This is a genomic window from Rhizobium leguminosarum bv. viciae, assembly GCF_012276115.1.
GTDB lineage: Bacteria > Pseudomonadota > Alphaproteobacteria > Rhizobiales > Rhizobiaceae > Rhizobium > Rhizobium leguminosarum_T.
On record NZ_WIEU01000001.1, the window covers coordinates 397673 to 421407 of the forward strand.

Genomic DNA, 23735 nt, shown 5'->3' on the forward strand with positions numbered 1-23735 from the left:
TAATCAACGAAAATTTGGAACGATCTCTCATGCCCGCTCTCGACGCCATCGATCGCAATATCCTGAGACTGCTGCGCCTCGATGCCCGCATGAGCAATGCCAAGCTCGCCGCCGAGATCGGTCTCTCGCCATCAGCCTGCCTCAGGCGCATCAAGATCATGGAAAAATCAGGCGTGATCCGCGGCTATACGGCGCTGGTGGACACCGGCAATGCGGATGAAATGATCGCCGTGATCATCAACATCACTCTCGAACGACAAACGGAGGACTATCTCGACCGGCTCGAGGCGGCGGTTCGCCGGCATCCCGAGATCCGGGAATGTTTTCTGATGACGGGCGGTTCGGACTACCTGCTGCGTGTGGAGGTCGCCAATGCCGGCGAGTTCGAGCGGATCCACAAAGAGATCCTGTCGACCTTGCCCGGTGTCCTCAGGATTCATTCCAGCTTCTCGATCCGCAATGTTCTGGCGACCCGCACGAGGGGCAGGCGCTGAACGGCGATCACCAGACGGCGGCCTAACGGCCTGCCAATAAGAGCCGATCTTCTACTGCGCCGACGGGCCGGTCCCCGTGCCGCGCCCTAAAAAGTCAGCTGTACCTTGCAGGCGGCCGCACGGTCGCCGGCGAGCGTGAAGGCTGCGGTGGCTTCTTCGAGCGGCAGGCTGTGACTGATGATCGGCCGCACATCGATCTTGCGGTTGGAGATTAACTCGACGGCAGTGGCGAATTCTTCGTGGAAGCGCTGCGTTCCGTGGAGTTGAAGCTCCTTGCCGACAATGGCGTTGAGAGGGATCGGCACGTCTCCCGTGACGCCGACCTGCACGATCGTTCCACGCGGCCTGATGGCGGCAATCGCGCCGCGGATTGCCGGAGCGGCGGCCGAGCATTCGAAGACGAGATCGAAATAGCCCTTTCCCACCTCGTATTCCGCAAGCGCCTGGGCATCCTTGGAAACATTGATCGTGCGGCTGGCGCCCATCGCTTTGGCCCGGTCCAGCGCCGCATCCGCGAGATCGGTGACCACGATCTCGCTTGCGCCATGATAGGAGGCGACGGCAACCATCAGGGCGCCGATCGGGCCGGCTCCGGTGACCAGCACGCGTTTGCCTATGATCTCTTCCGCGCGCGACGCCGCGTGCAGGCAGACGGAGAGCGGCTCGCTGCAGGCCGCTTCAGCAGCGGTTGTCGCAGCTCCGACCGCAAAACACAGCTTGGCCGGCACCACCAGCCATTCCCGGAACATGCCCTGCTCATGCGGCAGGCGCATCGCACTGCCCATGAAGCGCATTTCCAGGCAGTGGATCGGCATGTTTTTCTGACAATATTCGCAATGCCCGCAGGGCTGGCTGGGATTGACCGCCACCAGCGTCCCGGGCTTCAGGTCGACCCCCTCGCCCGCCTGGCTCACCGTCCCCGAGGCCTCGTGGCCGGGTATGATCGGCTCGCGAACCCGGACCGGCCCGAAACCGCCGTCCTGATAATAATGCAGGTCGGAGCCGCAAATCCCTGCGGCCGCCATTTTGAGCAGCACCTCGCCGGGACCGGGGGCCGCAACCGCGGCGGTCTCGACCCTGAGATCGCCCTTTTCGTAAAGCCGTGCCACACGTGTCCGCATCTTCCGCTCCTATCTCAGCAGCCCGAGTTGCTGCGGCAGCCACAGCGATACGGCGGGCACGAAGGTGATCAGGATCAACGCCAGGAAGAGCGGCACCAGCCAGGGCAGGATCGCCATGGTCGTGCGTTCGACGGAGAGTTTCGCCACCCTCGACAACACGAAAAGCACCATGCCGAGCGGTGGGTGCAGCAGGCCGATCATCAGGTTCAGCGTCATGATGAGACCGAATTGGACCGGATCGATTCCGAATTTCAGGACGATCGGCAGCAGGATCGGCACGAGGATGGTAATGGCGGCGATCGTATCCAGGAAGCAGCCGACGAAGAGCATCAAGAGGTTCACGAGGATCAGGAAAACCCATTTATTGTCGGTGATCGACAGGATCGCATCGGACAGCAGCTGTGCCGCCTGGCTCACCGTCAGCAGCCATGCAAAGACCGATGCCGCGGTGACGATGAAGAGAACGGATGCCGTCGTCTCGATCGTATCGAAACTTGCCTTGGCGAGCGTCGAGGGCGTCATCGTGCGGTAGCGCACCAGACCGAGGAACAGAGACCAGAGGACGGCGGCGACGGCGGCCTCCGTCGGCGTGAACCAGCCCATCGTCATGCCGCCGATCAAGATGACAGGCGTCATCAGCGCCATGACGGCAGAAAAGCGGAAATACCAGTCGAGGGCGAGAAGGACGAGAAGAGCGATGCCCGCTGCGGCATTCACTGACACACCGGCACGTATCATCAGATAGATGGCCAGCGGCACCGCCAGGACGACGACGATTTCCATCCCCGCCGACAGCAGCTGCCTGACATCGAACGGCGCGTCCGAGCCCCAGCGCTTCTTATAGGCGAAGGCGGCGACAGTGACCATCATCAGCAGCGTCATGACGATGCCAGGCAGGATGCCCGCCATGAAAAGAGCGCCGATCGAGACGTTCGCCATCATGCCGTAGATCACGAAAGGCAGCGATGGCGGGAAGATCGGGCCGAGCGTGGCAGACGCCGCCGTCACGCCGACCGCGGCCTCGACCGGATAGCCGTGATCCTTCATCGCCTTGATCTCGATCGTACCGATACCCGCCGCATCGGCGAGCGCCGTGCCCGACATGCCGGAGAAGATGACGGAACCGATAATGTTGACCTGCGCCAGGCCGCCCTTCATCCAGCCGACGAGAGCCACCGCAAAGGAATAGATGCGGCCGGTGACACCGGCCGAGTTCATCAGGTTGCCCGCGAGGATGAAGAACGGCACGGCGAGCAGCGGGAAGCTTTCGACGCCGGCGATCATGCGCTGGGCGACGATGATGTCGGGCGCGACGCCATAAAGGACGATGTAAAGCACGGATGCGACGGCCATCGAGATGGCAACGGGCACCCCGACCAGCATCAGCATCAGGAACGAGCCAAGAAGCAGGAGCATCAGATCAACCCTCGATCGTCTGGAATTCTTCGGGGCGCTCCAGAACGGAGTAGCCGCGGCGGATATTGGCGATGAAGACTATGACCGAACGGATCAGCATCAGCACGAAGGCGACGAGAACTGTGTAGAAGACGATGTTGCGCGGCAGGTCGATGGTCACCATCTGCTCTTCCGCCACGATGTCGACATAGCGCCACATCAGATGGCAGCCATAGGCGAAGAAGCCGATGCGGACGATATCGACGAAGGTTGCAAGCACACGCGCAAGGCCTGCAGGCATATAATGATAGAACACGTCCACCTGGATATGCCGGGATGTGCGCACGCACATGACGGAACCGAGAAAGACCACGACGATCAGGCAGTTGATGGCGATCTCTTCGGTCCAGGCGTAGCTGTCGTTCAGCACATAGCGCGTGAAGAACTGCAGGAAGACGCAACCCGCCATCAACCAGAAGACGACCAGCGTGATCCAGTCCTCGATGGCATAGTCCGAGACGTTTGCGGTCGGCGCGTGCCCTTCGAACTCATGACCGATTTCTTCGGCGGTGATTGGCGTATGGATTTCTTGCGACATGATCGGCCTTGTTCCGGTTGGGGAAGAAGGGCGCGGCGTGTTCGGGCGGCGCGCCTTTCAGTGTATCGACATCGTCCTGTTCTCGGCGTCTGTTTATTGCGGCGCCTGCCCCTCATCCGGCTGCCGCCACCTTCTCCCCGCCTGCGGGGCGAAGGGGGACCATGCCGCAAGCTCTCCGTCTCTCGCCAGCCTCTCGCAGGGCACGTCCCCTCTCCCCGTTTTTGCGGGGAGAGGGTTAGGGTGAGGGGCACCACGAAAAGGTGGTTTGCAGGCTTTACTGGATCGCGCGGATTGCTTCCCAATCGGCCTTCTCGTAGCCGAAGTCCTCGAAATTGACCTTTTCCATCACGGTCTTTTCGAAATCGGCCTTGTCGACCTCGGCGACGTTCAAGCCCTTTTCCTTGAAGGTCGCAATAAGGCCGTTTTCCTTGCCGGCGATCGTCTTGGTCGTGCGCTCGGCGGCCTCCTGCATGACCTCGCCGAAGATCTTCTTGTCCTCGTCGGAAAGGCTCGCCCACCGCGTCTTCGAGATCACGGTGTTGAGGTGATCGACGATGTGGCCGGTGAGGATGATGTTCTTCTGGACTTCGTAGAACTTCTTCGCCTCGATTGTCGTCAGCGGGTTTTCCTGTGCCTCGACCGTGCCGTTCTGCAAAGCGAGATAGACTTCGGCAAAGGCGATCGGCGTCGTGTTGGCGCCGCAGGCGCGCGGCATGGCAAGGTAAGCGGGAACGTCAGGCACGCGGATCTTCAGGCCCTGCATATCGGCGCATTTGGCGATCGGCTTGTTTGATGTCGTGTGGCGCGTGCCGTAATAGCTGACGGCGGCGATGTGGTTGCCGGTCTTGTCTTCATAGCCTTTGGCAAGACGCTTGAAGACATCGCTCTTGGTGTAGGCGATCAAGTGATCGGGACCGCGGAAGATATAGGGGAAGTAAGTCACGCCGATCGGCTTGTAGTCGCGTGCCGCGAAGCTCGATCCCGAGATGATGATGTCGACCGTCCCGAGCTTGAGGCCTTGGTTGATGTCGGCTTCCTTGCCGAGCTGCGACGCCGGATAGACCTCGATCTTGTAGCGCCCGTCGGTGCGTTTGTTGATCTCTTCCGCAGCCCATACGGAATCCGTATGGAAGGGCTCTGACGTTTCATAGACATGCGCCCATTTCAGCACTGTCTGGGCCTGCGCGATCGCGCTACTCGCCATGATCGCGGCCGCGGTGCAAAGTATCGTTGTCAGTCTGCTCTTCATTGCTCTCTCCTCCCGAGCTTGGGTTAAGTCTTGGCAGTTCCTTTCGACGGCCGCTTGTTGCGTCCGCGCTCCTCTTCCCCCGAAAACTCCTCCCCGAAGCTCTCGGAAAACCTCTTCTGCGACATTGTGAGATGGGCGCGCATGGCGGCCTTGGCGCCGGCTGCATCGCCGGCGGCGATCGCGTCGCGAATGGCCCGATGCTCGTCCAGGGCGCTGCGCCAGGTCGTCGGCCCCTCGAAGTGGCTGGCGAGCCTTGCGAAATAAGGGGTCATGCGCATGTCGAACATCTCGCCCGTGACGCGGATCAATGTCGCATTCCCGACGATGGCGGCAATGCCGGTGTGGAAGGCGCGATCGGCATCGAGCACTGCGATTGCATCGTTGACCACCCCACCCATGCGCGTCAGAGCTTCATCCAGCAGAGCGATATCGTCCGGCTTGGCGCGGCCTGCAGCTTCTTCGGCGATGGCGCATTCGATGAGGGCGCGCGCCTGCAGCAGCTCGAACGGGCCTTCCACCGGCTCGCGCTCGGCCCCAGTGACGGTCGCAGCATGCTGGCGCACCACATAGATGCCGGATCCCATGCGGATGTTGACGAGGCCTTCGACCTCCAGGACGATCAGCGCCTCGCGGACGGTCGGGCGTGAAACCGACAGTTGCTCCGCCAGCTCGCGCTCGGCCGGCAGCCGCTGGCCGACGGCAAGCTCGCCGCTGGCGATCATCAGGCGAATCTGATCCGCGACCTGCCGATACAGGCGGCGTGATTCAACAGGCGAAAACATCGTGGCCTCCCTAGGCGGCTTCTCCTCAAGCGCGCAGCTGGTCAAATGGCCTGACCAATTAAGATATAGATAACATCGCGTGGGTTGTACGTCAATCCGCCGCATAAACTGGAAAAGGAGAGTTTACAGACCCGGCCTAAAATCATCCTGTTCTAGCCGGAGTTTGTGATCGTCTCCGAGAAGAGCACGATCAAAAGAACAGGCGCATGATCAGTCGCGAAGATGGTTTCCGAGCATCAGCAGCAGGGACTCGCGGGCGCGGCTGACGCGACTTTTCAACGTGCCGATCCGGCACCCACATATTCTGGCGGCGTCCTGGTAGCTGGTACCGGCAGCCACCAGTGTCAGGGCGCGGCGCCTGTCGTCGGAAAGAAGTGTCAGTGCCTGTTGCAGTTCGTGTTCCCGCAGCGCCCATTCCTGGGTCGGCGCGATCGCGATCCGTTCCACCATCACGTCCATTCCCGTCGGTTCGCGTTTCTGTCTGCGATAATTGGTGCAGAACGTGTTTCGAAGGATGGTGAAAAGCCAGGATTTCAGGGAGGTGCCGGGACGGTAGAGATGAAGCGAGTTCAATGCCTTCAACAAGGTTTCCTGCACAAGATCGTCGATATCGTCGTTGCTGCTCAGGAACCTTCGGGCAAAGATGCGCAACGCCGGCGTCAGTGCAACGATTTCTAGCTCGATTGCGGACGTGTTTTTGTCGTGCGACGCAGAGTGTATGGAAGATACTGATGCCATTTTTCTCTCTCGGGATGAGAAGGAAAAGTTCTGGACGTCCTAATCGTTGCCGTACGATATCGGACAAACACGTCGTTGACGCGATCCGGCACGTTTCGCGTTGGTGAATCACGTTATCGCAAAAGGGAGGCTAGCGGCCTGGAGCCGTCGTGTCGGCAGCGGTCCTGCCCGACGGACTGCTTTACTGAAGTTCGCCCACGCGAAACCCCCGAGGTTGGATGTCCAACTTTCGGGGGTCAGGTCACGAGGCGGAGTTTTCGTGAAGAAGCCGATCAATTGTTGTGAGCCGCGCAGGCTTCATCCATCGGGGTGGCGTTGCTCGTACCGCCCTGCGTCTGAAGATTGGCGGAATTGTTGACCGGGTTGGGGCACTTGACCTTGTCCTTCGTGCCGCTGGTCGTGGAACCAGTCGTGGTGGTATCCGTGGCCATCGGCTTCTTGGCCTTCGTGTCGCTGCCTGCGCCGCCACCCTGGTCGGCCTGGCTCTTATCAATGGTGGCACCTGCGGGGGCGGGATTCGATTGTGCGAAGGCGGATGTGGCCATGCCGACAGCCAATAGTGACGCTGCTACTAGTTTCATACGCATTGTGATGTCCTCCTTGGGATCCTTTGCATACTTGACCCACTCAGAACCTCATTCTTAGGTCATTGTTCCGGCTGCAGCCGACAAAATGCACTACCGGGCCCACAGCCATCGCGCGGTCAACAATCGAGATCTTTAGCAGGGGGATGAGCAGCCATTGCCCACAAGGGCAATCGGCGATTACTTCGCGTAAAGCGCTCGCGACCGCTCGAGATGTTTGAGAAGTGCCGTTTCCGAGCCATCCACGTCGTTTGCTTCAAGGCGATCGACGATCTCGTCGTGTTCGGCGAGCGTGAATTTTTCCTTGCCGGTCCAGATCAGCATCTCGGTATGATATTCCTTCAGCCAGGCAAGCATTGCTTCGCTGACGGCGACGTAGATCGGGTTGCCTGATATCTGTGCGATGCGGGTGTGGAATTCCATGTCCGCGTCGATGAACTCTTCGGCCCGGCCAAGCGACATTCGCTGGCGTTCGATGATGTTCCTGAGATCGGCGATATCATTTGCGGAGGCCCGCTGCGCGGCCTCCCGCGCCATGCCCCGCTCAAAGAAGATGCGCGCGCTCTTCAGATATTCCAGCGAGTCCGAAGATTGCGACAGCATGATCTTGGCGGTGAGATCGACTTGGCGGAATATCGATTTTGCCGTCAGCCTGAGGACCTTCGCCCGCTCGCCATGCGAAATGCTGACAAGACCTTTATTGGCAAGGGACTGCATGGCCTCCCTGATCGCCGGCCGGCCGACGCCGAAGCGTTCCATCAGCACGCGCTCGGACGGCATTTCGTCGCCGGGCTGAAGCTCGCCCGAGGTGATCATTCGCTCAAGTCGATCAAACACTTCGTCAGAGAGTTTTCGGCGGACGATTTGTTCGAGGGGCTGGGTCATCACATCTCGCTGGCTCAAATGTTTTCTCCTAACAGTTTCCGGGTCGAGAACAAAGCTGTCGGTGAAAATTTGCGGATCCGAAGATTCTACTTTTCATGAGTTGGAATACTCATTATACCAGATCACAAGTTGACGCCATGGTAATCTGCGTGGCGAGAGGAGCAACCGTCCGTTTCATGATGATTACCCTGACCTACCGCATCGAAACGCCCGGCAACGTCGAGGCGATGGCGGAAAAGATCGCGAGCGACCAGTCGACCGGAACCTTCGTGCCCGTCCCTGGCGAGACCGAGGAGCTGAAATCGCGTGTCGCCGCCCGCGTGCTGGCGATCCGTCCGCTCGAGGGCGCCAGTCATCCGACTTGGCCCGAGGTCGCGCCCGGCACGCTTCTTCATCGCGCCGATGTCGACATCGCCTTTCCACTGGACGCGATCGGGACAGACCTTTCGGCATTGATGACCATTGCGATCGGCGGCGTCTACTCCATCAAGGGCATGACCGGCATCCGCATCGTCGACATGACGCTGCCCGAAGCCTTCAAAAGTGCGCATCCCGGACCGCAGTTCGGCATCCCTGGAAGCCGCCGCCTTACCGGCGTCGAAGGCCGACCCATCATCGGAACGATCGTCAAGCCGGCGCTTGGTCTCAGACCGCACGAAACGGCGGAACTCGTCGGCGAGCTGATCTCATCCGGCGTCGACTTCATCAAGGATGACGAAAAACTGATGAGCCCGGCCTATTCGCCGCTCAAGGACCGCGTTCAGGCGATCATGCCGCGCATTCTCGATCACGAGCAGAAGACCGGCAAGAAGGTGATGTATGCCTTCGGCATCTCGCATGCCGACCCCGACGAGATGATGCGCAACCACGACATCGTCGCCAAGGCCGGCGGCAATTGCGCCGTCGTCAATATCAACTCGATCGGCTTCGGCGGCATGAGCTTTCTGCGCAAGCGCTCCAATCTGGTGCTGCACGCGCATCGAAACGGTTGGGACGTGCTGACGCGCGATCCGGGCGCCGGCATGGATTTCAAGGTCTACCAGCAATTCTGGCGACTGCTCGGGGTCGACCAGTTTCAGATCAACGGTATCAGGGTCAAGTATTGGGAGCCGGACGACAGCTTCGTCTCGTCCTTCAAGTCCGTCAGCACGCCGCTGTTCGACGTCTCCGATTGCCCGCTTCCGGTTGCCGGTTCGGGTCAGTGGGGAGGACAGGCGCCCGAAACCTATCGGCGGACCGGCCGCACCGTCGATCTTCTCTATCTCTGCGGCGGAGGTATCGTCAGCCACCCCGCCGGCCCGGCGGCAGGCGTTCGGGCCGTGCAGCAGGCCTGGCAGGCCGCGGTCGCGGACATCCCGTTGGAGATCTACGCGAAAGATCATCCGGAGCTCGCCGCTTCGATTGCCAAATTCAGCGACGGCAAGGGCGCGTGACCGCGATGGATGAACCTCTCATCAGCTATTACGGGGATGACTTCACCGGCTCCACCGATGTCATGGAGGCCCTGGCCTCGAACGGCGTGTCGACCGTGCTCTTCCTCGACATTCCGACGCCGGAACTGCTCGCGCGCTTTGGGGATTGCCGTGCAATCGGCATTGCCGGGACAAGCCGCAGCGAGACCCCCGCCTGGATGCAAGAGCACCTCACGCGCGCTTTCGAGTGGCTGAATTCGCTCGGCGCGGACATCTGCCATTACAAGGTCTGCTCGACCTTCGATTCCAGCCCCGAAATCGGCAATATCGGCAACGCGATCGAAATCGGCCGATCGGTGTTCGGGCAATCCGTCGTGCCCATCATCGTCGGCGCGCCGCAATTGAAACGCTACACCGCATTCGGCAATCTCTTTGCCGCTTACCAGGGCCGGATCTTTCGCATCGACCGCCATCCCGTCATGAGCCGCCATCCCGTCACTCCGATGGACGAGGCGGACCTTGCGGTCCACCTGTCGAAGCAGACCCGCCTTCCCGTCCTGGTCGCCGATCTCGTCGCCATCACCGCGACGGATGCCGATGCGCGTGTCGACGATCTGGCGTCTGCTTCAGAAGGGATCCTGCTCATCGATGTCGACTCCGAGGTGACGCAGGAGGCCGCGGGGCGGCAACTGCTTCGTGTCACCGGCCGTGCCGGAAGTTTTGTCGCCGGCTCCTCGGGGGTCGAATATGCTCTGCTCAGCGCATGGCGGCGGAGCGGCTTCATCGGCAACAGCGGCGCCGAGTTTCCTGATATCGGCCCAGTCGACCGCCTCGCCGTCGTGTCGGGCAGCGTATCGCCGACGACCGAGCGCCAGATCCGGACGGCTGTCGAGAACGGCTTCGAGAGCATCGCGCTCGATCCGCTTGCGCTGGTCTCGGAACATTGCGAAGCCGCGATGGATGCGGCGGTCGAGGCAGGCATCCAGAAGCTCAGGCAGGGCAAGAGCGTCATTCTCTACACCGCCCTTGGCCCGTCTGCAGACCGCGGCGCCGACATCGATAGCCTTCCGGGCGCTCGTCACCGGCTCGGGAGCGCGCTCGGCACGATCTTGCGCCGCCTGATCGAGAACGAAGCACTATCACGTGCGGTCGTCGCCGGCGGCGACACATCCAGTCACGCGCTTAGGCAGTTGAAGATCGACGCGCTGACGACGCTCCTTCCGCTGCCTCAGACGCCAGGCTCTCCGCTTTGCCTTGCGCATGGCGACTATCAGCCGACCAACGGCCTGCAGATCGCACTCAAAGGCGGCCAGGTCGGGACTGACGGTTATTTCATGCAGATCCGCGAGGGAAGGAAACACTGATGGTTTCCCGTCCGGCTTGGCGCAGAAAAACGTGTGGATCATACAAATTGAGTGATATGGTGATTGACTCATCATACCAGTATATGATCCTATCCAGAAACGGAAAAGGTGAGGAAAACATGACTAAGATTGCCCTCTTCGGCGCAGGCGGGAAAATGGGATACCGGCTCGCCAAAAATCTCAAAGGCTCGCGTTTCCAAGTGCGCCATGTCGAGGTGAGCGACGCAGGCAAGGCCCGTTTGAAGAATGATCTCGGTGTCGATTGCGTGCCCGTCGATGTCGGGCTCGATGGCGCCGAGGTGGTGATCCTGGCCGTGCCGGACACGGCGATCGGCAAAGTCGCGGCAGGCATCGTCGACAAGCTCGCATCAGGTACCATGGTGATCGCGCTGGACGCTGCGGCTCCCTTTGCCGGCCACCTGCCGAAGCGCGATGATCTTACCTATTTCGTCACCCATCCCTGCCATCCGCCGATCTTCAACGACGAGACGGACATGCAGGCGAAAAAGGACCACTTCGGCGGCCTCTTCGCCAAGCAGCATATCGTTTCGGCGCTGATGCAGGGTCCGGAAAGCGCCTACGCGCTCGGCGAGGAAATCGCCAAGCTGATCTGGGCCCCAGTCATGCGATCGCACCGGGTCACGGTCGATCAGCTTGCCATGCTCGAACCAGGCTTGTCGGAAACCGTCTGCGCATCGCTGCTCGTCGTCATGCGACAGGCAATGGACGAATGCGTGGCACGCGGCGTGCCGAAACAGGCCGCCCGCGACTTCCTGCTCGGCCATATGAACGTGCTCGGCGCGGTCATCTTCAAGGAAGTCGACGGCGTGTTTTCGGATGCCTGCAACAAGGCGATCGAGTTCGGCATCCCGGCGCTGATGCGCGACGACTGGAAAAAGGTATTCGAACCGCAGGAGATCGCCGAAAGCATCCGGCGCATCACCTGAACCGGCTTGGGGAGGCAAACCCTCCCCTCAACCGCCCCAGGGAGAAGGGGCTTCATGTACAACAGGGAGGAAACAATGAAACTGACGCGCAGACTGACACTTGCAGCTTTTGCCGGCGCATTGGCGCTCGGAACGGCTCTTCCGGCCTTTGCGGCCGATCTCATCGCCATCATCACGCCGGCGCATGACAATCCTTTCTTCAAGGCCGAAGCCGTCGGCGCCGAAGCCAAGGCGAAGGAACTCGGCTACGAGACGTTGCTCATGACGCATGACGACGACGCCAACAAGCAGTCCGAAATGATCGACACGGCGATCGGGCGCGGCGCCAAGGCGATCATCCTCGACAATGCCGGAGCCGACGCCTCCGTCGCGGCCGTCAAGAAGGCGAAGGATGCGGGTATCCCCTCCTTCCTGATCGACCGCGAAATCAACGCGACGGGCGTTGCCGTCGCCCAGATCGTCTCGAACAACTATCAGGGCGCCCAGCTCGGAGCGCAGGAATTCGTCAAGCTGATGGGCGAGAAGGGCAATTACGTCGAGCTGGTGGGCAAGGAGTCCGACACCAATGCCGGCATCCGCTCGCAAGGCTATCACGACGTCATCGACGACTACCCGGACCTGAAGTCCGTCGCCAAGCAGTCGGCCAACTGGAGCCAGACGGAAGCTTATTCGAAGATGGAAACCATCCTCCAGGCAAATCCCGACATCAAGGGCGTCATTTCAGGGAATGACACGATGGCCATGGGCGCTATCGCAGCGCTGCAGGCGGCCGGCCGCAAGGACGTGATCGTCGTCGGCTTCGACGGTTCCAACGACGTGCGCGACTCCATCAAGTCGGGCGGCATCAAGGTGACGGTCCTGCAGCCCGCCTATGCGCAGGCTCAGCTGGCGGTGGAACAGGCAGACGCCTACATCAAGAACAAGACGACGCCAAAGGAAGAGAAGCAGTTGATGGATTGCGTTCTCATCAACGCCGACAATGCCGGCAAGCTCGAAACCTTCGCCCTGACGAACTGATCAGCCGCGAATTGCGGAGGGCGCAGCGCTGCGCCCTCCGCAATGCATTTCGCAAGACGTCGAGGTTTAAAGCATGTTGAGAATGAAGGGCGCCCTGCTCGCTGCCGTCGTGGCGGCCGCCTTGCCCGGTTGCAAGATCATCAAGACGCCGACGGCTGAGGAAAAGGCTGCGGCAGCGGCAAAGACCGCCTTCGACCCGAATGCAAAGGTCGAGGCGATCTGGCAGTCCGAGGCAGTGCCCTACTTCGAAAAGCGCGCCGGCAACCTGAAAGACGTCATGCAGCTTTCCGCCTCCAGCCCCGACGCCGCAGGCGCAAAATACGGCAATCCCCGCAAGCAGAGCAGCTCGCCATGGACCTATGCGGTGAAGATCACCGGCAAGGTTGTTGCGGCTGATACGGCCTCGCGCGCGGCGACGCTCGATGTCGACGCCGATGGCGACGGCAAGGCCGACGCCAAGGTGCAGATCGGGCCGGCGCTGCGCGGCACGGCGCTGCGCGACACGCTGGAGTTCGTCAATTTCAACGAATTCAAGAACCAGATCGAGTGGGCGCAGTTCGGCAAAGCCTTCAACGAGAAGGCCAATACCACCTTTCTCTCCGCCATCCCGCGTGAGGGCCTCGCCGGCAAGACGGTGACCGCGATCGGCGCCTTTCCGCTGCCGAAGAGCGACGAGCTGCCGCTCATAACGCCTGCGGAACTGAAGGTCGGCCCATGACCACAGGAGAGACACAAAAGGACGACATCATCCTGCGCCTCGACGACGTGTCGAAGGTCTATTCGGGTATCGTCGCCGTCAAGCGCGCCAATCTCGAGCTTCGCCGCGGAGCAGTGAACGTCCTTGTCGGCGAAAACGGTGCAGGCAAATCGACGCTGATGAAGATCATCGCCGGTGTCGAGCGCCCGACGCTCGGCCGCATCATCCTGGACGGCAAGCCCATATCCTTCGACAGCCCTGCAGATGCGCAGGCGAATGGCATCGGCATGATCTTCCAGGAGCTCAATCTCTTCGCCAACATGTCGGTCGCCGAGAACATCTTCGCCAGGCGTGAGATCACCCGCGGCATCCTCGGCATCGATCACAAGGCACAGGTGCAAAAAGCCAATGCGTTTTTGAAGCGTCTAGATGCCGGCATCGAGGCCGATACGATGGTCGAGGATTTGCCGATAGGCCAGCAGCAACTCGTCGAGATCGCCAAAGCGATGTCGTTGAATGCCCGGATCCTGATCATGGACGAGCCGACGTCGGCGCTTTCGGCGGCCGAAGTCGAGATCCTGTTCAAGGTGATCGCGGAGCTGAAGGCCCAGGGTGTGGCAATCGTCTATATCTCCCACCGGCTCGAAGAGCTGATGCGGATCGGCGACTACATCACCGTGCTTCGGGACGGCCAGATCACCGGCGAGGCGATGGTCCGCGACATCGACACGCGCTGGATCGTGCGCTCCATGATCGGCTCGGATGCCAAGGACTTTGCAAAACCCGTGGACCATGCCGTCGGAGCTGAGGTCTTTCGCGCCGAAAATATCAGCCTGCCGCGGCCGACAGGCGGGCTTTCGGTCAACGATGTCTCCCTGTCGGTCAAGGCAGGCGAAATCCTCGGCATCTACGGCCTGATGGGCGCCGGGCGCAGCGAATTCTTCGAATGCGTCATCGGTCGCCACACACATTCGACCGGCAAGATCTTCATCGACGGCAAGCAGGTTCGTGCCCGCGACACCACCCGGCGCATCCGCCGCGGCCTTGCGCTCATTCCGGAAGACCGGCAGCGGGAAGGTCTGGTCCAGGTGCTTTCCATTGCCTCCAACCTGACGCTGGCGAGCCTTGGCCGCTTCACCCGGCTCTTCCATATCGACAGGGGTGCTGAGAAGAACGCCATCCGCGATGCGATCCGCGACCTCTCGATCAAGGCGCCGAACCCGGATTTCGAGGTGACCTCGATGTCCGGCGGCAATCAGCAGAAGGTTGTCATCGGTAAGGCGTTGATGACCAATCCGAAGGTGCTTCTGATGGACGAGCCGAGCCGCGGCATCGATGTCGGCGCCAAGGCCGATGTCTTTCGCACCATGCGGCGGCTGGCGGCAAACGGGCTCGCCATCCTGTTTTCGACTTCCGACCTCGAAGAGGTCATGGCGCTTTCCGATCGCATCGCGGTGTTGAGCAACGGCCAGCTGATCGCCGTCTTCGACCGCAACGAGGCCACGGAAGAAGCCATTATCGCGGCTTCGGCCAAGGGACACGGACATCAAGGGAAACTCGCGTCATGATGGCGGCTACATCAACCACTCTTGCGCCGAAGGGCGCCAACGGCTCGGCGCTTCTGACGCTGATGAAGCTCAGGACGTTCATCGCGCTATTTGCGGTCATCATCTTCTTTGCGATCTTCGCCCCGAACTTCACCTCGACGGCGAACATGATCCTGATGTCGAAGCATGTGGCGCTGAACGCCTTCCTGGCGATGGGCATGACCTTCGTGATCATCACCGGCGGCATTGATCTCTCGGTCGGATCGATCGTCGGGCTTTGCGGCATGGTCGCCGGCGGCCTGATCCTTTACGGCATCGAATTGCCGATCGGCTACACCATCTTTTTCAACCTCTTCGAGATCGTGCTGATCACCCTGTCGATCGGCCTGCTCATCGGTCTGATCAACGGTCTGCTGATCACCAAGCTCAACGTCGCGCCCTTCATCGCCACGCTCGGCACACTCTATATCGCCCGCGGTCTCGCTTTGCTGTCGTCGGACGGGCAGACGTTTCCGAACCTTGTCGGCCGGCCGGAATATGCGACGACCGGCTTCGATTTCTTCGGCGCGGGACGCATTCTCGGTCTGCCGGTATCGATCTGGATTTTGATCGTGCTGGCGCTGCTGGCCGCCTATGTCGCCCGCTCGACGCCGATCGGCCGTCATATCTTCGCTGTCGGCGGCAATGAGCGGGCCGCGCGCATGTCCGGTATCCGGGTCGATGTCGTGAAGATCTTCGTCTACATGTTCTCCGGACTTTGCGCGGCAATCGTCGGCGTCGTCATCTCCTCGGAACTGATGGCAGCCCATCCGGCGACCGGCGAAAGCTTCGAACTCAATGCGATTGCCGCAGCCGTGCTCGGCGGCACCTCGATGTCGGGCGGCCGCGGCACGATCGGCGGCACGATCATCGGCGCCTTCGTCATCGGCATTCTCTCCGACGGTTTGGTAATGATGGGCGTCTCCTCCTTCTGGCAGATGGTCATCAAGGGCCTCGTCATCATCATTGCTGTCGTCGTCGACCAGGCGCAGCGCCGCCTGCAGCAGCGCGTTACCTTGATGCAGATGGCAAAGGCAGGTTGAGATGACGGAATTGAAAGGGGCTTTGATCGGTTGCGGATTCTTTGCGATCAACCAGATGCACGCCTGGAACGACGTTCGAGGTGCCTGCATCGTCGCGATCTGCGATCGCGATCCGGAGCGGCTGAAGATCGTCGGCGATCAGTTCGGCATCGAGCGTCGATACAGTGATGCCGAGGCGATGTTTGCCGATGGCGGTTTCGATTTCGTCGATATCGCCACGACAGTGCAGAGCCACCGCGCCCTGGTAGAACTGGCCGCCTGTAACAGGGTGCCGGCAATCTGCCAGAAACCGTTCGCCAAGACCTTGTCGGATGCGAAGGCGATGGTCGAGGCGTGCCGCAATGCCGGCATCCCCCTTATGGTGCACGAGAATTTTCGCTGGCAGACGCCGGTCCAGGCGGTGCGCAAGGCGCTGGAGGCCGATGTCATCGGCACACCCTTCTGGGGCCGCTTCTCCTTCCGTTCGGCCTATGACGTCTTTTCCGGGCAGCCCTATCTCGCCGAGGGGGAACGGTTCATCATCGAAGACCTCGGCATCCATACGCTCGATGTCGCCCGCTATATCCTTGGTGACGTTCGATCGCTCACCGCCCGCACCAATCGGGTCAATCCCACAATCAAGGGCGAGGATGTCGCGACCATTCTGCTCGATCACGAAAACGGCGCCACGTCGGTCGTCGACGTCAGCTACGCCACCAGGCTTTCCAGGGAGCCGTTCCCCGAGACCCTGATCGAGCTCGACGGTTCTGAGGGCACGATCCGCCTGGCCCGGGGTTACGGTCTCGAAATCACCAACGCCAAGGGCACCACCACCACGGACGTATCTCCGAAGCTGCTGTCATGGGCCTCGCGGCCCTGGCACAACATCCAGGAGAGCGTCTACGCCATCCAGCAGCATTGGGTCGATCAGTTGGAGCGCGGCGCCGAACATTCGACGTCAGGGGCGGACAATCTGAAGACCTTCGCCCTGGTAGAGGCTGCCTATGACAGCGCTGCCAGGGGACAGACAATCGATGTCGGAGCGATGCTGCGATGACGATCGATGCGTTCCAGCTCTACGGCACCCATATCGTCGATCCGCCACCGGTTCGCCTGAGAGCGGGAAAATTGGAAGCCGATTTCGCCAACGGTAACCTCCGTACCATCCGTTACGATGGAACCGAGGTGCTGAGGGCGATTTCCTATCTCGTTCGCGACCGGGACTGGGGCACCTACAGCCCTGAAATCGCCGATCTCCGGATCGAGCAGCGTGACGATCGTTTCGAGGTCGCCTATCTCGCCTACTGCGAGGGACCTGATGATACGAGGCTTATCATCGACGTTCGTATCACCGGAAGCCCGGACCGGCTCGACTTCGAGGCTGAGGCCATCGCCCCGACCGGCTTCGAGACCAACCGCTGCGGCTTCTGCATCCTGCATCCGATCGTCGGCGTGGCGGGTTCACCGGCGACGGTCGAGCATATCGACGGGCAGATCGTGGCGACACGGTTTCCCGATGTCATCGAGCCCTGGCAGCCGTTCAAGGACATGCGGGCCATCACCCACGCGGTCATGCCTGACGTTCAGGCGGAATGCCGGATGGAGGGCGACACCTTTGAAATGGAAGATCAAAGGAATTGGTCGGACGCATCCTATAAGACCTATGTCAGGCCGCTCGCGCTTCCCTGGCCGTATGAGATTGCCGCCAATCGGCCCGTTCGACAAAAGACGTCGCTTGTTATCAGGGATATCGGCGGTGCTACGCGGCATCCTCCAGCTGCGGCGTCGGGCGGCGTCATAAAACTCGAACTCGGGGCACGAACCGGCACCATGCCTGATATCGGCGTTATCATTACGCCCGAAGAAGCCGATGCGACCCTCTCGGCAAAGTCCGTCCTAACGGAGATCGCTCCCCAGGAACTCCTCTTCCATTTCGACCCCGGTGCCGGGCACGGCGTCGAAGCACTCAGGCGGTTCGCAGCAATCGCGACGGTCCATCGCGGCCGCTCGGCGCTGGAGATCGCCCTTCCCTGCAAATCAGTCCCGGCGACCGAGACCTCCGAGATTGCCCGCCAGATGCAGCTGGCGGAATTCCGGCCGGATGCGATTATGATCTCGCCTTCCGTCGACCGACAGTCGACGCCGCCCGGCAGCAAATGGCCGGATTGCCCGCCCCTGGATGAGGTCTATACAGCTGCCCGCGCCGCCTTTCCCGGCATTCGCATCGGCGGCGGCATGCTGAGCTATTTCACCGAACTCAACCGGAAGCGCGTCCCCGATGGACAGCTCGACTTCGTCAGCCACTGCACCAATCCGATCGTGCATGCCGCCGACGATCTCAGCGTCATGCAGACATTGGAAGCGCTGCCCTTCATCACGCGATCCGTTCGAGCGATCTATGGCGACAAGCCCTACCGGATCGGCCCATCGACGATCCCGATGCAGCAGAACCCCTATGGCAGCCGCACGATGGACAATCCGGCGGGCGCACGCATTCCCATGGCCAATCGCGACCCGCGCCACAATGGGCGTTTCGCGGAAGCCTTCGCGCTCGGTTACGCGATACGGGTGCTGGATGCCGGCCTGGAATGCCTGACGCTCTCGGCCTTGTCAGGCCCGTTCGGTTTGATCGCCGGTTCGGCCGAACCGACCGAGCAAGGCGGGCGGCGCCCGCTGTTCAACACCGTGCGGACATTGTCCCGATTGGCTGGCGCAGGCTGGCAGGAATGCGTCTCCTCCTCTCCCTCCGAGGTCCTGTCTTTCGTTGCACGGAATGCCGCAGGCGCCAGGCTTCACGTCGTCAATCTGACGGGCCAGGAACGAACGGTCGATTGCGGCGCATGCCGGCCGGCAGATGCAGGCAAAGAGTTGCGGCTTGCGCCGTTTGCGACCACAGCCCTCCCGCTGGCGGATTGACCTTCGGCGGTGCAACCGCATTTATGCAGGCGGAGCTCGCAATGGGAGGATCAGCATGAAGACGAAGAAGCTTATCAATTCCGGCGCAGATGCCGTCGATGAGATGCTGCAAGGCATTCTGGCGGCGCATCCGCGCCATCTGTACGCCGTGGAGAACATGCCCCGCGCGATCATTGCCAGAAACGGGCCGCGCAAGGGCAAGGTCGGCTTGGTCATCGGCGGCGGATCGGGGCACGAACCGACATTTCTGGGGTTTGTCGGCAAGGGGCTGGCGGACGCGGCCGCAATCGGCAACGTGTTCGCGTCGCCGCCGCCCGATCCGATCATCGCCTGCGCCATGGCGGTCGACGGCGGCGCCGGCGTGCTGTTCATGTATGGCAATTATGCCGGCGACGTGATGAACTTCGACATGGCTGCCGAAATGCTTGCGCTTGACGAGATCGAGGTACGCACCGTGCTCACCACGGATGACGTGGCATCCGCCCCTGCCGATCAGAAGGACAGGCGACGGGGCGTGGCGGGCAACGTCTTAATCTTCAAGGCCGCTGGCGCAGCCTGCGATCTTCTCTACTCGTTTGACGATGTCGAGCGTGTCGCCCGCCATGCCAATGCGCGAACCTATACGATGGGTGTTGCGCTCTCGCCTTGCTCTCTGCCCCAGACGTTGAAGCCGAACTTCCTGATCGGCGAAGGGGAGATGGAGATCGGAATGGGAATCCATGGGGAGCCTGGCGTGGCGCGCGAGCCGCTGAGGCCGGCCGACGCGGTGACCGACGAACTCATGGACAGCATTCTTCGGGAGATGAAAGCAGACCGGGGCGATCGTGTCGCCGTGCTCGTCAATTCGCTGGGTTCGACCCCGATGATGGAACTCTACATCATGATGCGGCGCGTGAAGTCCCGGCTCGACGATGCCGGGCTCATCCTTCATACGTCGCTCGTTGGGAATTACTGCACCTCGCTCGAAATGGCCGGCGCGTCGATCACGCTCATGCATCTCGACGATGAGCTTCAGCAATTGATCGACTACCCCTGTGATTGCGCGATGTTTGCGAGGTAATCGATGACGTTTACGACCGAAGACCTGCAGCGCTTGTTTGCCGCGATTGCCGAGGATATCGCGGCGGAACGAGATCAACTTTGCGAACTGGACGGTGCCATTGGCGATGGGGATCACGGCCTTGCCATGGATGCGGGCTGCCAGGCCGCGGCGAAAGCGGTCGGCGAGCTTGACGCCGGGATCGCCCCGACAGCCGCATTCAACGTCGCGGCAAAGGCTTTCCTGAATGCAGTCGGCGCTTCGTCCGGCCCCTTATATGCCACGGCCTTCATGCGCGCCGGAGCCGCCGCCAAAGACAAGCAGACATTGAGCGATGACGACTTCCTGCGCGTCTTTGCGGCAATGGCGCAGGGAATTCAGGAACGCGGAAAGGCCGAACCAGGTGAAAAGACGATGGTTGACGCCTGGAGGCCCGCGGCTGACGCGGCACTTGATGCCTGGCAGTCGGGAAAGCCCCTCCCCCAATGCTTCGAGGCAGCCGAGCGGGCAGCGCGCGCAGGCTGTGAAGCGACCAGCAACATGACGGCGGCCAAGGGGCGGGCTTCGCGATTGGGGGACCGCGTGATCGGGCACATCGATCCCGGTGCCGCCTCGGCCGTCATCATCATCGCCGCAGTGGCAAAATTTGCGCAGTATCATGATGGTTAGCTCATCATACCAGTTGACATGTCGATGACTATCTGCAACAAGGGGCCGGCTTTACAAGAGGAGGACGGTAATGCTGACCCTTTCTGCGAAATTGAAGACTGCGAGCATCGTGGCGATCGCCGTGGCGTCGCTATCGGCCACGCCGGTTCTTGCGGAAGACATCACGCTTTGGACCCTCAACTTCGACAACAATGCTGCCAACACGGCTCTGAAAAAGGTCGCGACAGACTTCGAAGCTGCAAACCCCGGAACGCATGTCGAGATCGTCCAGCGCGCCGTCGACGAGCACAAAACCGCCTTGCGTGTCGCTGCGGGCTCCGACAAGGGACCTGACATTTATTTCAGCTGGGCAGGCCTCGGCCTCGGCGGCGAGTATGTGAAGGCCGGACTGTCCCTGCCGCTCGACAAGTACTATTCCGAGTATAAGTGGAACGACGAATTGCTGCCCTCGGCAGCGGCTTTCGCCGACCTCTATCCCGGCGGCAAGCACGGCGTCCCCTTCACCTTCAAGGGTGAGGCCGTCTATTACAACAAGAAGCTTTTCGAACAGGCCGGCATCAAGGAAGAGCCCAAGACCTACGAGGAATTCCTTGCCGCGGCCGATAAGCTCAAGGCTGCAGGCATTCCTGCCTTCACCTTCGGCGGCACGGTCAACTGGCACGTCATGCGCCTCATGGACGTTATCCTTGAAACGAAGTGCGGTGCTGAAAAGCACGATGCGCTGAAGGCGATGACGCTGGACTGGACCAAGGAGCCCTGCGCGACGGAATCCTTCGCGGAGTTTGCGAAGTGGACGAAGGACTATACGCTGCAGCCATTCATGGGCATCGACAACAAGCAGTCCTACAGCCTCTTCACCGCAGGCCGCGCGGCGATGATGCTCGAAGGCGACTGGCTGGTCAGCCAGCTTAACGGCTCCGGCGCCAATCTCGACGACTACGGGATTTTCCCCTTCCCGACCAACACCGACCGCCTCTATGGCTTTGCCGAGTACAATTACATCAGCACCAAGAGCAAGAGCCCTGACGTAGCGGCGAAGTTCCTCGACTACTTCCTCTCGACGAAAGTCCAGCAGGACCTGCTCGGCCAGTTGAGTTCGACCTCCGTCAACAAGAATGTACAATATGCCAATCAGAAGCCGCTCGAGGCGGAATGGCTGGGGATCTTCCAGAAATACGGCAAAGTGTACATGAACGGCGACCAGGCGTTCCCGCTCGATGTCACGACGGAGTACTTCCGGGTCATCAACGATGTTGCTTCCGGCAACACCGAGCCGGCCGATGCCGCCAAGCAGCTGCAGAGCTTTATCGCAAGCAGAACCTGATTCCTCCCGAGGCGCCAGCCGATCGACCTCAGGGTCGCGCGGCTGGCACATTCTTTCGTGAGCTGGCAGCAAATGCATCGCCAGGAGGAAAACATGTCACTTCGACAGTCGACACATGATCCGCGCGTACAAGCGCTCATCCTGCTCGTGCCAGCCCTGGCAATCTATGCCGTCTTCGCGCTCTACCCGATGCTCAATGTCGTGATCCTAAGCTTCCAGAAATGGAACGGGCTGGATCCGCAGCGGCAATTTGTGGGGTTTGGAAACTACGCGGCGATTTTCACAAAGGATCCGGTCTTCTGGGTTGCCTTCCGCAACACGGTGATCTGGACCCTGATGAGCCTGATTTTTCCGCCGATGGTCGGACTGCTGCTGGCGCTCAGCCTCAACCAGAAGATATTCGGCCGAAATGGCCTCAGGGCCATCTTCTATCTGCCTGTTATCATCGCACCGATTGCCGTCGCCACCATGTGGAAATGGATGTACGATCCGTTCTTTGGCCTTTTCAGCCAGTTGCTCACCTCGTGGGGCATGCAGGGCTGGATCAATGACTGGCTGGGCAACAGGGATATCGCCCTTTATTCCGTTTTCGTCGCCTATCTCTGGCAGACGGTTGGCTTCTCGATGGTCCTGTTCCTGGCGGGCCTGCAGAATGTCTCTCAGACGCTCGTCGAGGCAGCCCGCATCGATGGCGCCGGCCGCTGGGCGGTGTTCAAGCATGTAACATTGCCGGCCTTGCGCCCAACGATCACGATCGTTCTCGTTCTTTCCGTCATCTCTTCCCTGAAGGCCTTCGATATCGTCTACGGCCTGACCGGCGGCGGGCCGGCGCAGTCCACCCAAATGCTGGCGCTCTGGGCATTCACGCAGGCGATGCAGATCTTCGATTTCGGACGAGGTGCGGCGATTTCGGTCGTGCTGCTGCTGATCACTATGGCCGTCGTCATTCCGTATCTCAAGTGGACCCAGAAGCACGAGGAGGTTGAATCGTGACAGCAGTACCGACCGACCAGACCGCAGTGCATCTGCAGGTCGAACCATCGTCGATGAAGCGGGATCCGATTCTGATCGGCCTCTGGATCACGCTTGTTATCGTGGCGCTCGTCTGGGTCGCGCCATTCGTCTTCATCGTCTTCACCTCCTTGAAAACGCCGGCGGCGGTGACGGGCACGGGCGCCTTCGTGCCGCCAACCGAGCTCGCTTTCGAAAATTACAGCGCCGCATGGAGCCGCGGCAACTTCGCAAACTCCTTCTTCAACAGCGTCATCATCACCGTCATCAAGGTGCCGCTCGGGCTGTTCCTTTCGGCGATGGCCGCCTATGCCCTTGCCAAGATCAAGCTGAAGATCACCAAGGCCCTGCTACTGCTCGTCGTGTTCGGCACGATGATCCCCTTCCAGGTAATGCTTGCGCCGCTGTTCACCCTGGTCAATTCACTCGGCCTGATCGACACCTATCCGGGCGTCATCCTTCCCTACATCGCCTTCGGCGTTCCCTATCAGGTTTTCATCCTGCACGGCTTCTTCAAGAGCATTCCCAAGGAGCTGTCGGAAGCAGCACTGATCGACGGCGCTAGCCACTTCATCATCTTCAGACGGATCTTTCTGCCTGTGTGCCTGCCCGTGCTTGCCGCACTGCTCATCCTCGACTTTGTCTCCACCTGGAACGAATTCGCCATGGCGCTGGTGCTGCTCCAGGATCAGCACATGTGGACCTTACCACTCGGCCTGATGTCGTTTCAGGGGCAGTTCTCGAGCAATTACGGCCAGCTCAATGCGGCCATCGTGATGACCGTCCTGCCGGCGACGATCGTCTATCTCATCTTCCAGCGTTACTTCGTCTCTGGCCTGACCTCCGGCGCCGTCAAAGGCTAGCGACCACAAAAGCATTCACGAG

At 60.9% G+C, this 23735-nt stretch carries 23 protein-coding genes; 15 read left to right on the top strand and 8 right to left on the bottom strand.

All coding sequences use genetic code 11. The features are described 5' to 3' along the window. Positions 1-29 precede the first annotated feature (29 nt). Positions 30-494 carry an Lrp/AsnC family transcriptional regulator gene (locus GFM02_RS01835; protein WP_020047400.1) on the top strand — a complete coding sequence of 155 codons (465 nt, stop codon included), beginning with the start codon at positions 30-32 and terminating at the stop codon, positions 492-494. A gap of 86 nt (positions 495-580) precedes the next feature. Here the strand turns inward: GFM02_RS01835 and GFM02_RS01840 are convergent, their stop codons facing one another. The 8 genes from GFM02_RS01840 to GFM02_RS01875 all read right to left on the bottom strand — a co-directional run bounded on the left by GFM02_RS01840 (position 581) and on the right by GFM02_RS01875 (position 7846). Continuing rightward, entirely contained in the window at positions 581-1615 is a 1035-nt protein-coding gene (locus tag GFM02_RS01840) for an L-idonate 5-dehydrogenase (RefSeq protein WP_168320591.1), read from the bottom strand. A 9-nt stretch (positions 1616-1624) separates the two neighbouring features. Next, positions 1625-3031 carry a TRAP transporter large permease gene (locus GFM02_RS01845; RefSeq protein WP_020047402.1) on the bottom strand — a complete coding sequence of 469 codons (1407 nt, stop codon included), beginning with the start codon at positions 3029-3031 and terminating at the stop codon, positions 1625-1627. 4 nt (positions 3032-3035) lie between these two features. Continuing rightward, positions 3036-3608 carry a TRAP transporter small permease gene (locus GFM02_RS01850; protein ID WP_020047403.1) on the bottom strand — a complete coding sequence of 191 codons (573 nt, stop codon included), beginning with the start codon at positions 3606-3608 and terminating at the stop codon, positions 3036-3038. A gap of 274 nt (positions 3609-3882) precedes the next feature. Continuing rightward, a complete protein-coding gene (locus GFM02_RS01855) occupies positions 3883-4857 on the bottom strand; it encodes a sialic acid TRAP transporter substrate-binding protein SiaP (RefSeq protein WP_168320592.1) in 975 nt (324 codons plus the stop codon). A 23-nt stretch (positions 4858-4880) separates the two neighbouring features. Beyond that, a complete protein-coding gene (locus tag GFM02_RS01860) occupies positions 4881-5639 on the bottom strand; it encodes a FadR/GntR family transcriptional regulator (protein ID WP_168320593.1) in 759 nt (252 codons plus the stop codon). A 210-nt stretch (positions 5640-5849) separates the two neighbouring features. Continuing rightward, the gene (locus GFM02_RS01865) at positions 5850-6377 is read right to left on the bottom strand and encodes a sigma-70 family RNA polymerase sigma factor (protein WP_168272078.1); all 528 of its coding nucleotides are present in this window, start codon (positions 6375-6377) and stop codon (positions 5850-5852) included. A gap of 272 nt (positions 6378-6649) precedes the next feature. Further along, positions 6650-6964 carry a hypothetical protein gene (locus tag GFM02_RS01870; RefSeq protein ID WP_020047407.1) on the bottom strand — a complete coding sequence of 105 codons (315 nt, stop codon included), beginning with the start codon at positions 6962-6964 and terminating at the stop codon, positions 6650-6652. Positions 6965-7141: 177 nt separating this feature from the next. After that, a complete protein-coding gene (locus GFM02_RS01875) occupies positions 7142-7846 on the bottom strand; it encodes a transcriptional regulator NanR (RefSeq protein WP_020047408.1) in 705 nt (234 codons plus the stop codon). A 137-nt stretch (positions 7847-7983) separates the two neighbouring features. Here GFM02_RS01875 and oiaX point away from each other — a divergent pair, with 137 nt between their 5' ends. From oiaX to GFM02_RS01945, 14 genes are all read left to right on the top strand, one after another. After that, on the top strand, positions 7984-9279 hold the full coding sequence (gene oiaX, locus GFM02_RS01880; RefSeq protein WP_205930164.1) for a 3-oxo-isoapionate-4-phosphate decarboxylase OiaX: 1296 nt from the start codon (positions 7984-7986) through the stop codon (positions 9277-9279). Between the two features lie 5 nt (positions 9280-9284). Further along, positions 9285-10622 (top strand): four-carbon acid sugar kinase family protein, encoded by a 1338-nt coding sequence (locus GFM02_RS01885; RefSeq protein ID WP_168320595.1) that lies wholly within the window; start codon positions 9285-9287, stop codon positions 10620-10622. Positions 10623-10741: 119 nt separating this feature from the next. Beyond that, a complete protein-coding gene (locus GFM02_RS01890) occupies positions 10742-11569 on the top strand; it encodes a phosphogluconate dehydrogenase C-terminal domain-containing protein (RefSeq protein WP_168320596.1) in 828 nt (275 codons plus the stop codon). Between the two features lie 75 nt (positions 11570-11644). Beyond that, the gene (locus GFM02_RS01895; RefSeq protein WP_168320597.1) at positions 11645-12586 is read left to right on the top strand and encodes a D-ribose ABC transporter substrate-binding protein; all 942 of its coding nucleotides are present in this window, start codon (positions 11645-11647) and stop codon (positions 12584-12586) included. Between the two features lie 73 nt (positions 12587-12659). Next, positions 12660-13304 (top strand): DUF2291 family protein, encoded by a 645-nt coding sequence (locus GFM02_RS01900; RefSeq protein WP_168320598.1) that lies wholly within the window; start codon positions 12660-12662, stop codon positions 13302-13304. Then, the gene (locus GFM02_RS01905) at positions 13301-14851 is read left to right on the top strand and encodes a sugar ABC transporter ATP-binding protein (RefSeq protein ID WP_168320599.1); all 1551 of its coding nucleotides are present in this window, start codon (positions 13301-13303) and stop codon (positions 14849-14851) included. Before GFM02_RS01900 ends, GFM02_RS01905 begins: the two co-directional genes overlap by 4 nt. Further along, positions 14848-15912, top strand: coding sequence for an ABC transporter permease (locus tag GFM02_RS01910; RefSeq protein ID WP_017957302.1), 1065 nt, complete (start codon positions 14848-14850; stop codon positions 15910-15912). Before GFM02_RS01905 ends, GFM02_RS01910 begins: the two co-directional genes overlap by 4 nt. A gap of 1 nt (position 15913) precedes the next feature. Next, positions 15914-16948: a Gfo/Idh/MocA family protein gene (locus GFM02_RS01915; protein WP_168320600.1), complete on the top strand. Its 1035-nt coding sequence runs from the start codon at positions 15914-15916 to the stop codon at positions 16946-16948. Further along, positions 16945-18807: a D-apionate lactonase gene (gene apnL / locus GFM02_RS01920; RefSeq protein ID WP_168320601.1), complete on the top strand. Its 1863-nt coding sequence runs from the start codon at positions 16945-16947 to the stop codon at positions 18805-18807. The genes GFM02_RS01915 and apnL overlap by 4 nt, the downstream gene beginning before the upstream one ends. 55 nt (positions 18808-18862) lie before the next feature. Continuing rightward, positions 18863-19867: a dihydroxyacetone kinase subunit DhaK gene (locus GFM02_RS01925; RefSeq protein WP_168320602.1), complete on the top strand. Its 1005-nt coding sequence runs from the start codon at positions 18863-18865 to the stop codon at positions 19865-19867. Between the two features lie 3 nt (positions 19868-19870). Then, positions 19871-20515 (top strand): dihydroxyacetone kinase subunit DhaL, encoded by a 645-nt coding sequence (dhaL, locus tag GFM02_RS01930; RefSeq protein ID WP_168320603.1) that lies wholly within the window; start codon positions 19871-19873, stop codon positions 20513-20515. A gap of 70 nt (positions 20516-20585) precedes the next feature. Continuing rightward, positions 20586-21839: an ABC transporter substrate-binding protein gene (locus GFM02_RS01935; protein WP_168320604.1), complete on the top strand. Its 1254-nt coding sequence runs from the start codon at positions 20586-20588 to the stop codon at positions 21837-21839. A 93-nt stretch (positions 21840-21932) separates the two neighbouring features. Beyond that, the gene (locus GFM02_RS01940) at positions 21933-22832 is read left to right on the top strand and encodes a carbohydrate ABC transporter permease (RefSeq protein ID WP_168320605.1); all 900 of its coding nucleotides are present in this window, start codon (positions 21933-21935) and stop codon (positions 22830-22832) included. Then, the gene (locus tag GFM02_RS01945; protein ID WP_012755221.1) at positions 22829-23713 is read left to right on the top strand and encodes a carbohydrate ABC transporter permease; all 885 of its coding nucleotides are present in this window, start codon (positions 22829-22831) and stop codon (positions 23711-23713) included. Before GFM02_RS01940 ends, GFM02_RS01945 begins: the two co-directional genes overlap by 4 nt. Positions 23714-23735 lie beyond the last annotated feature (22 nt).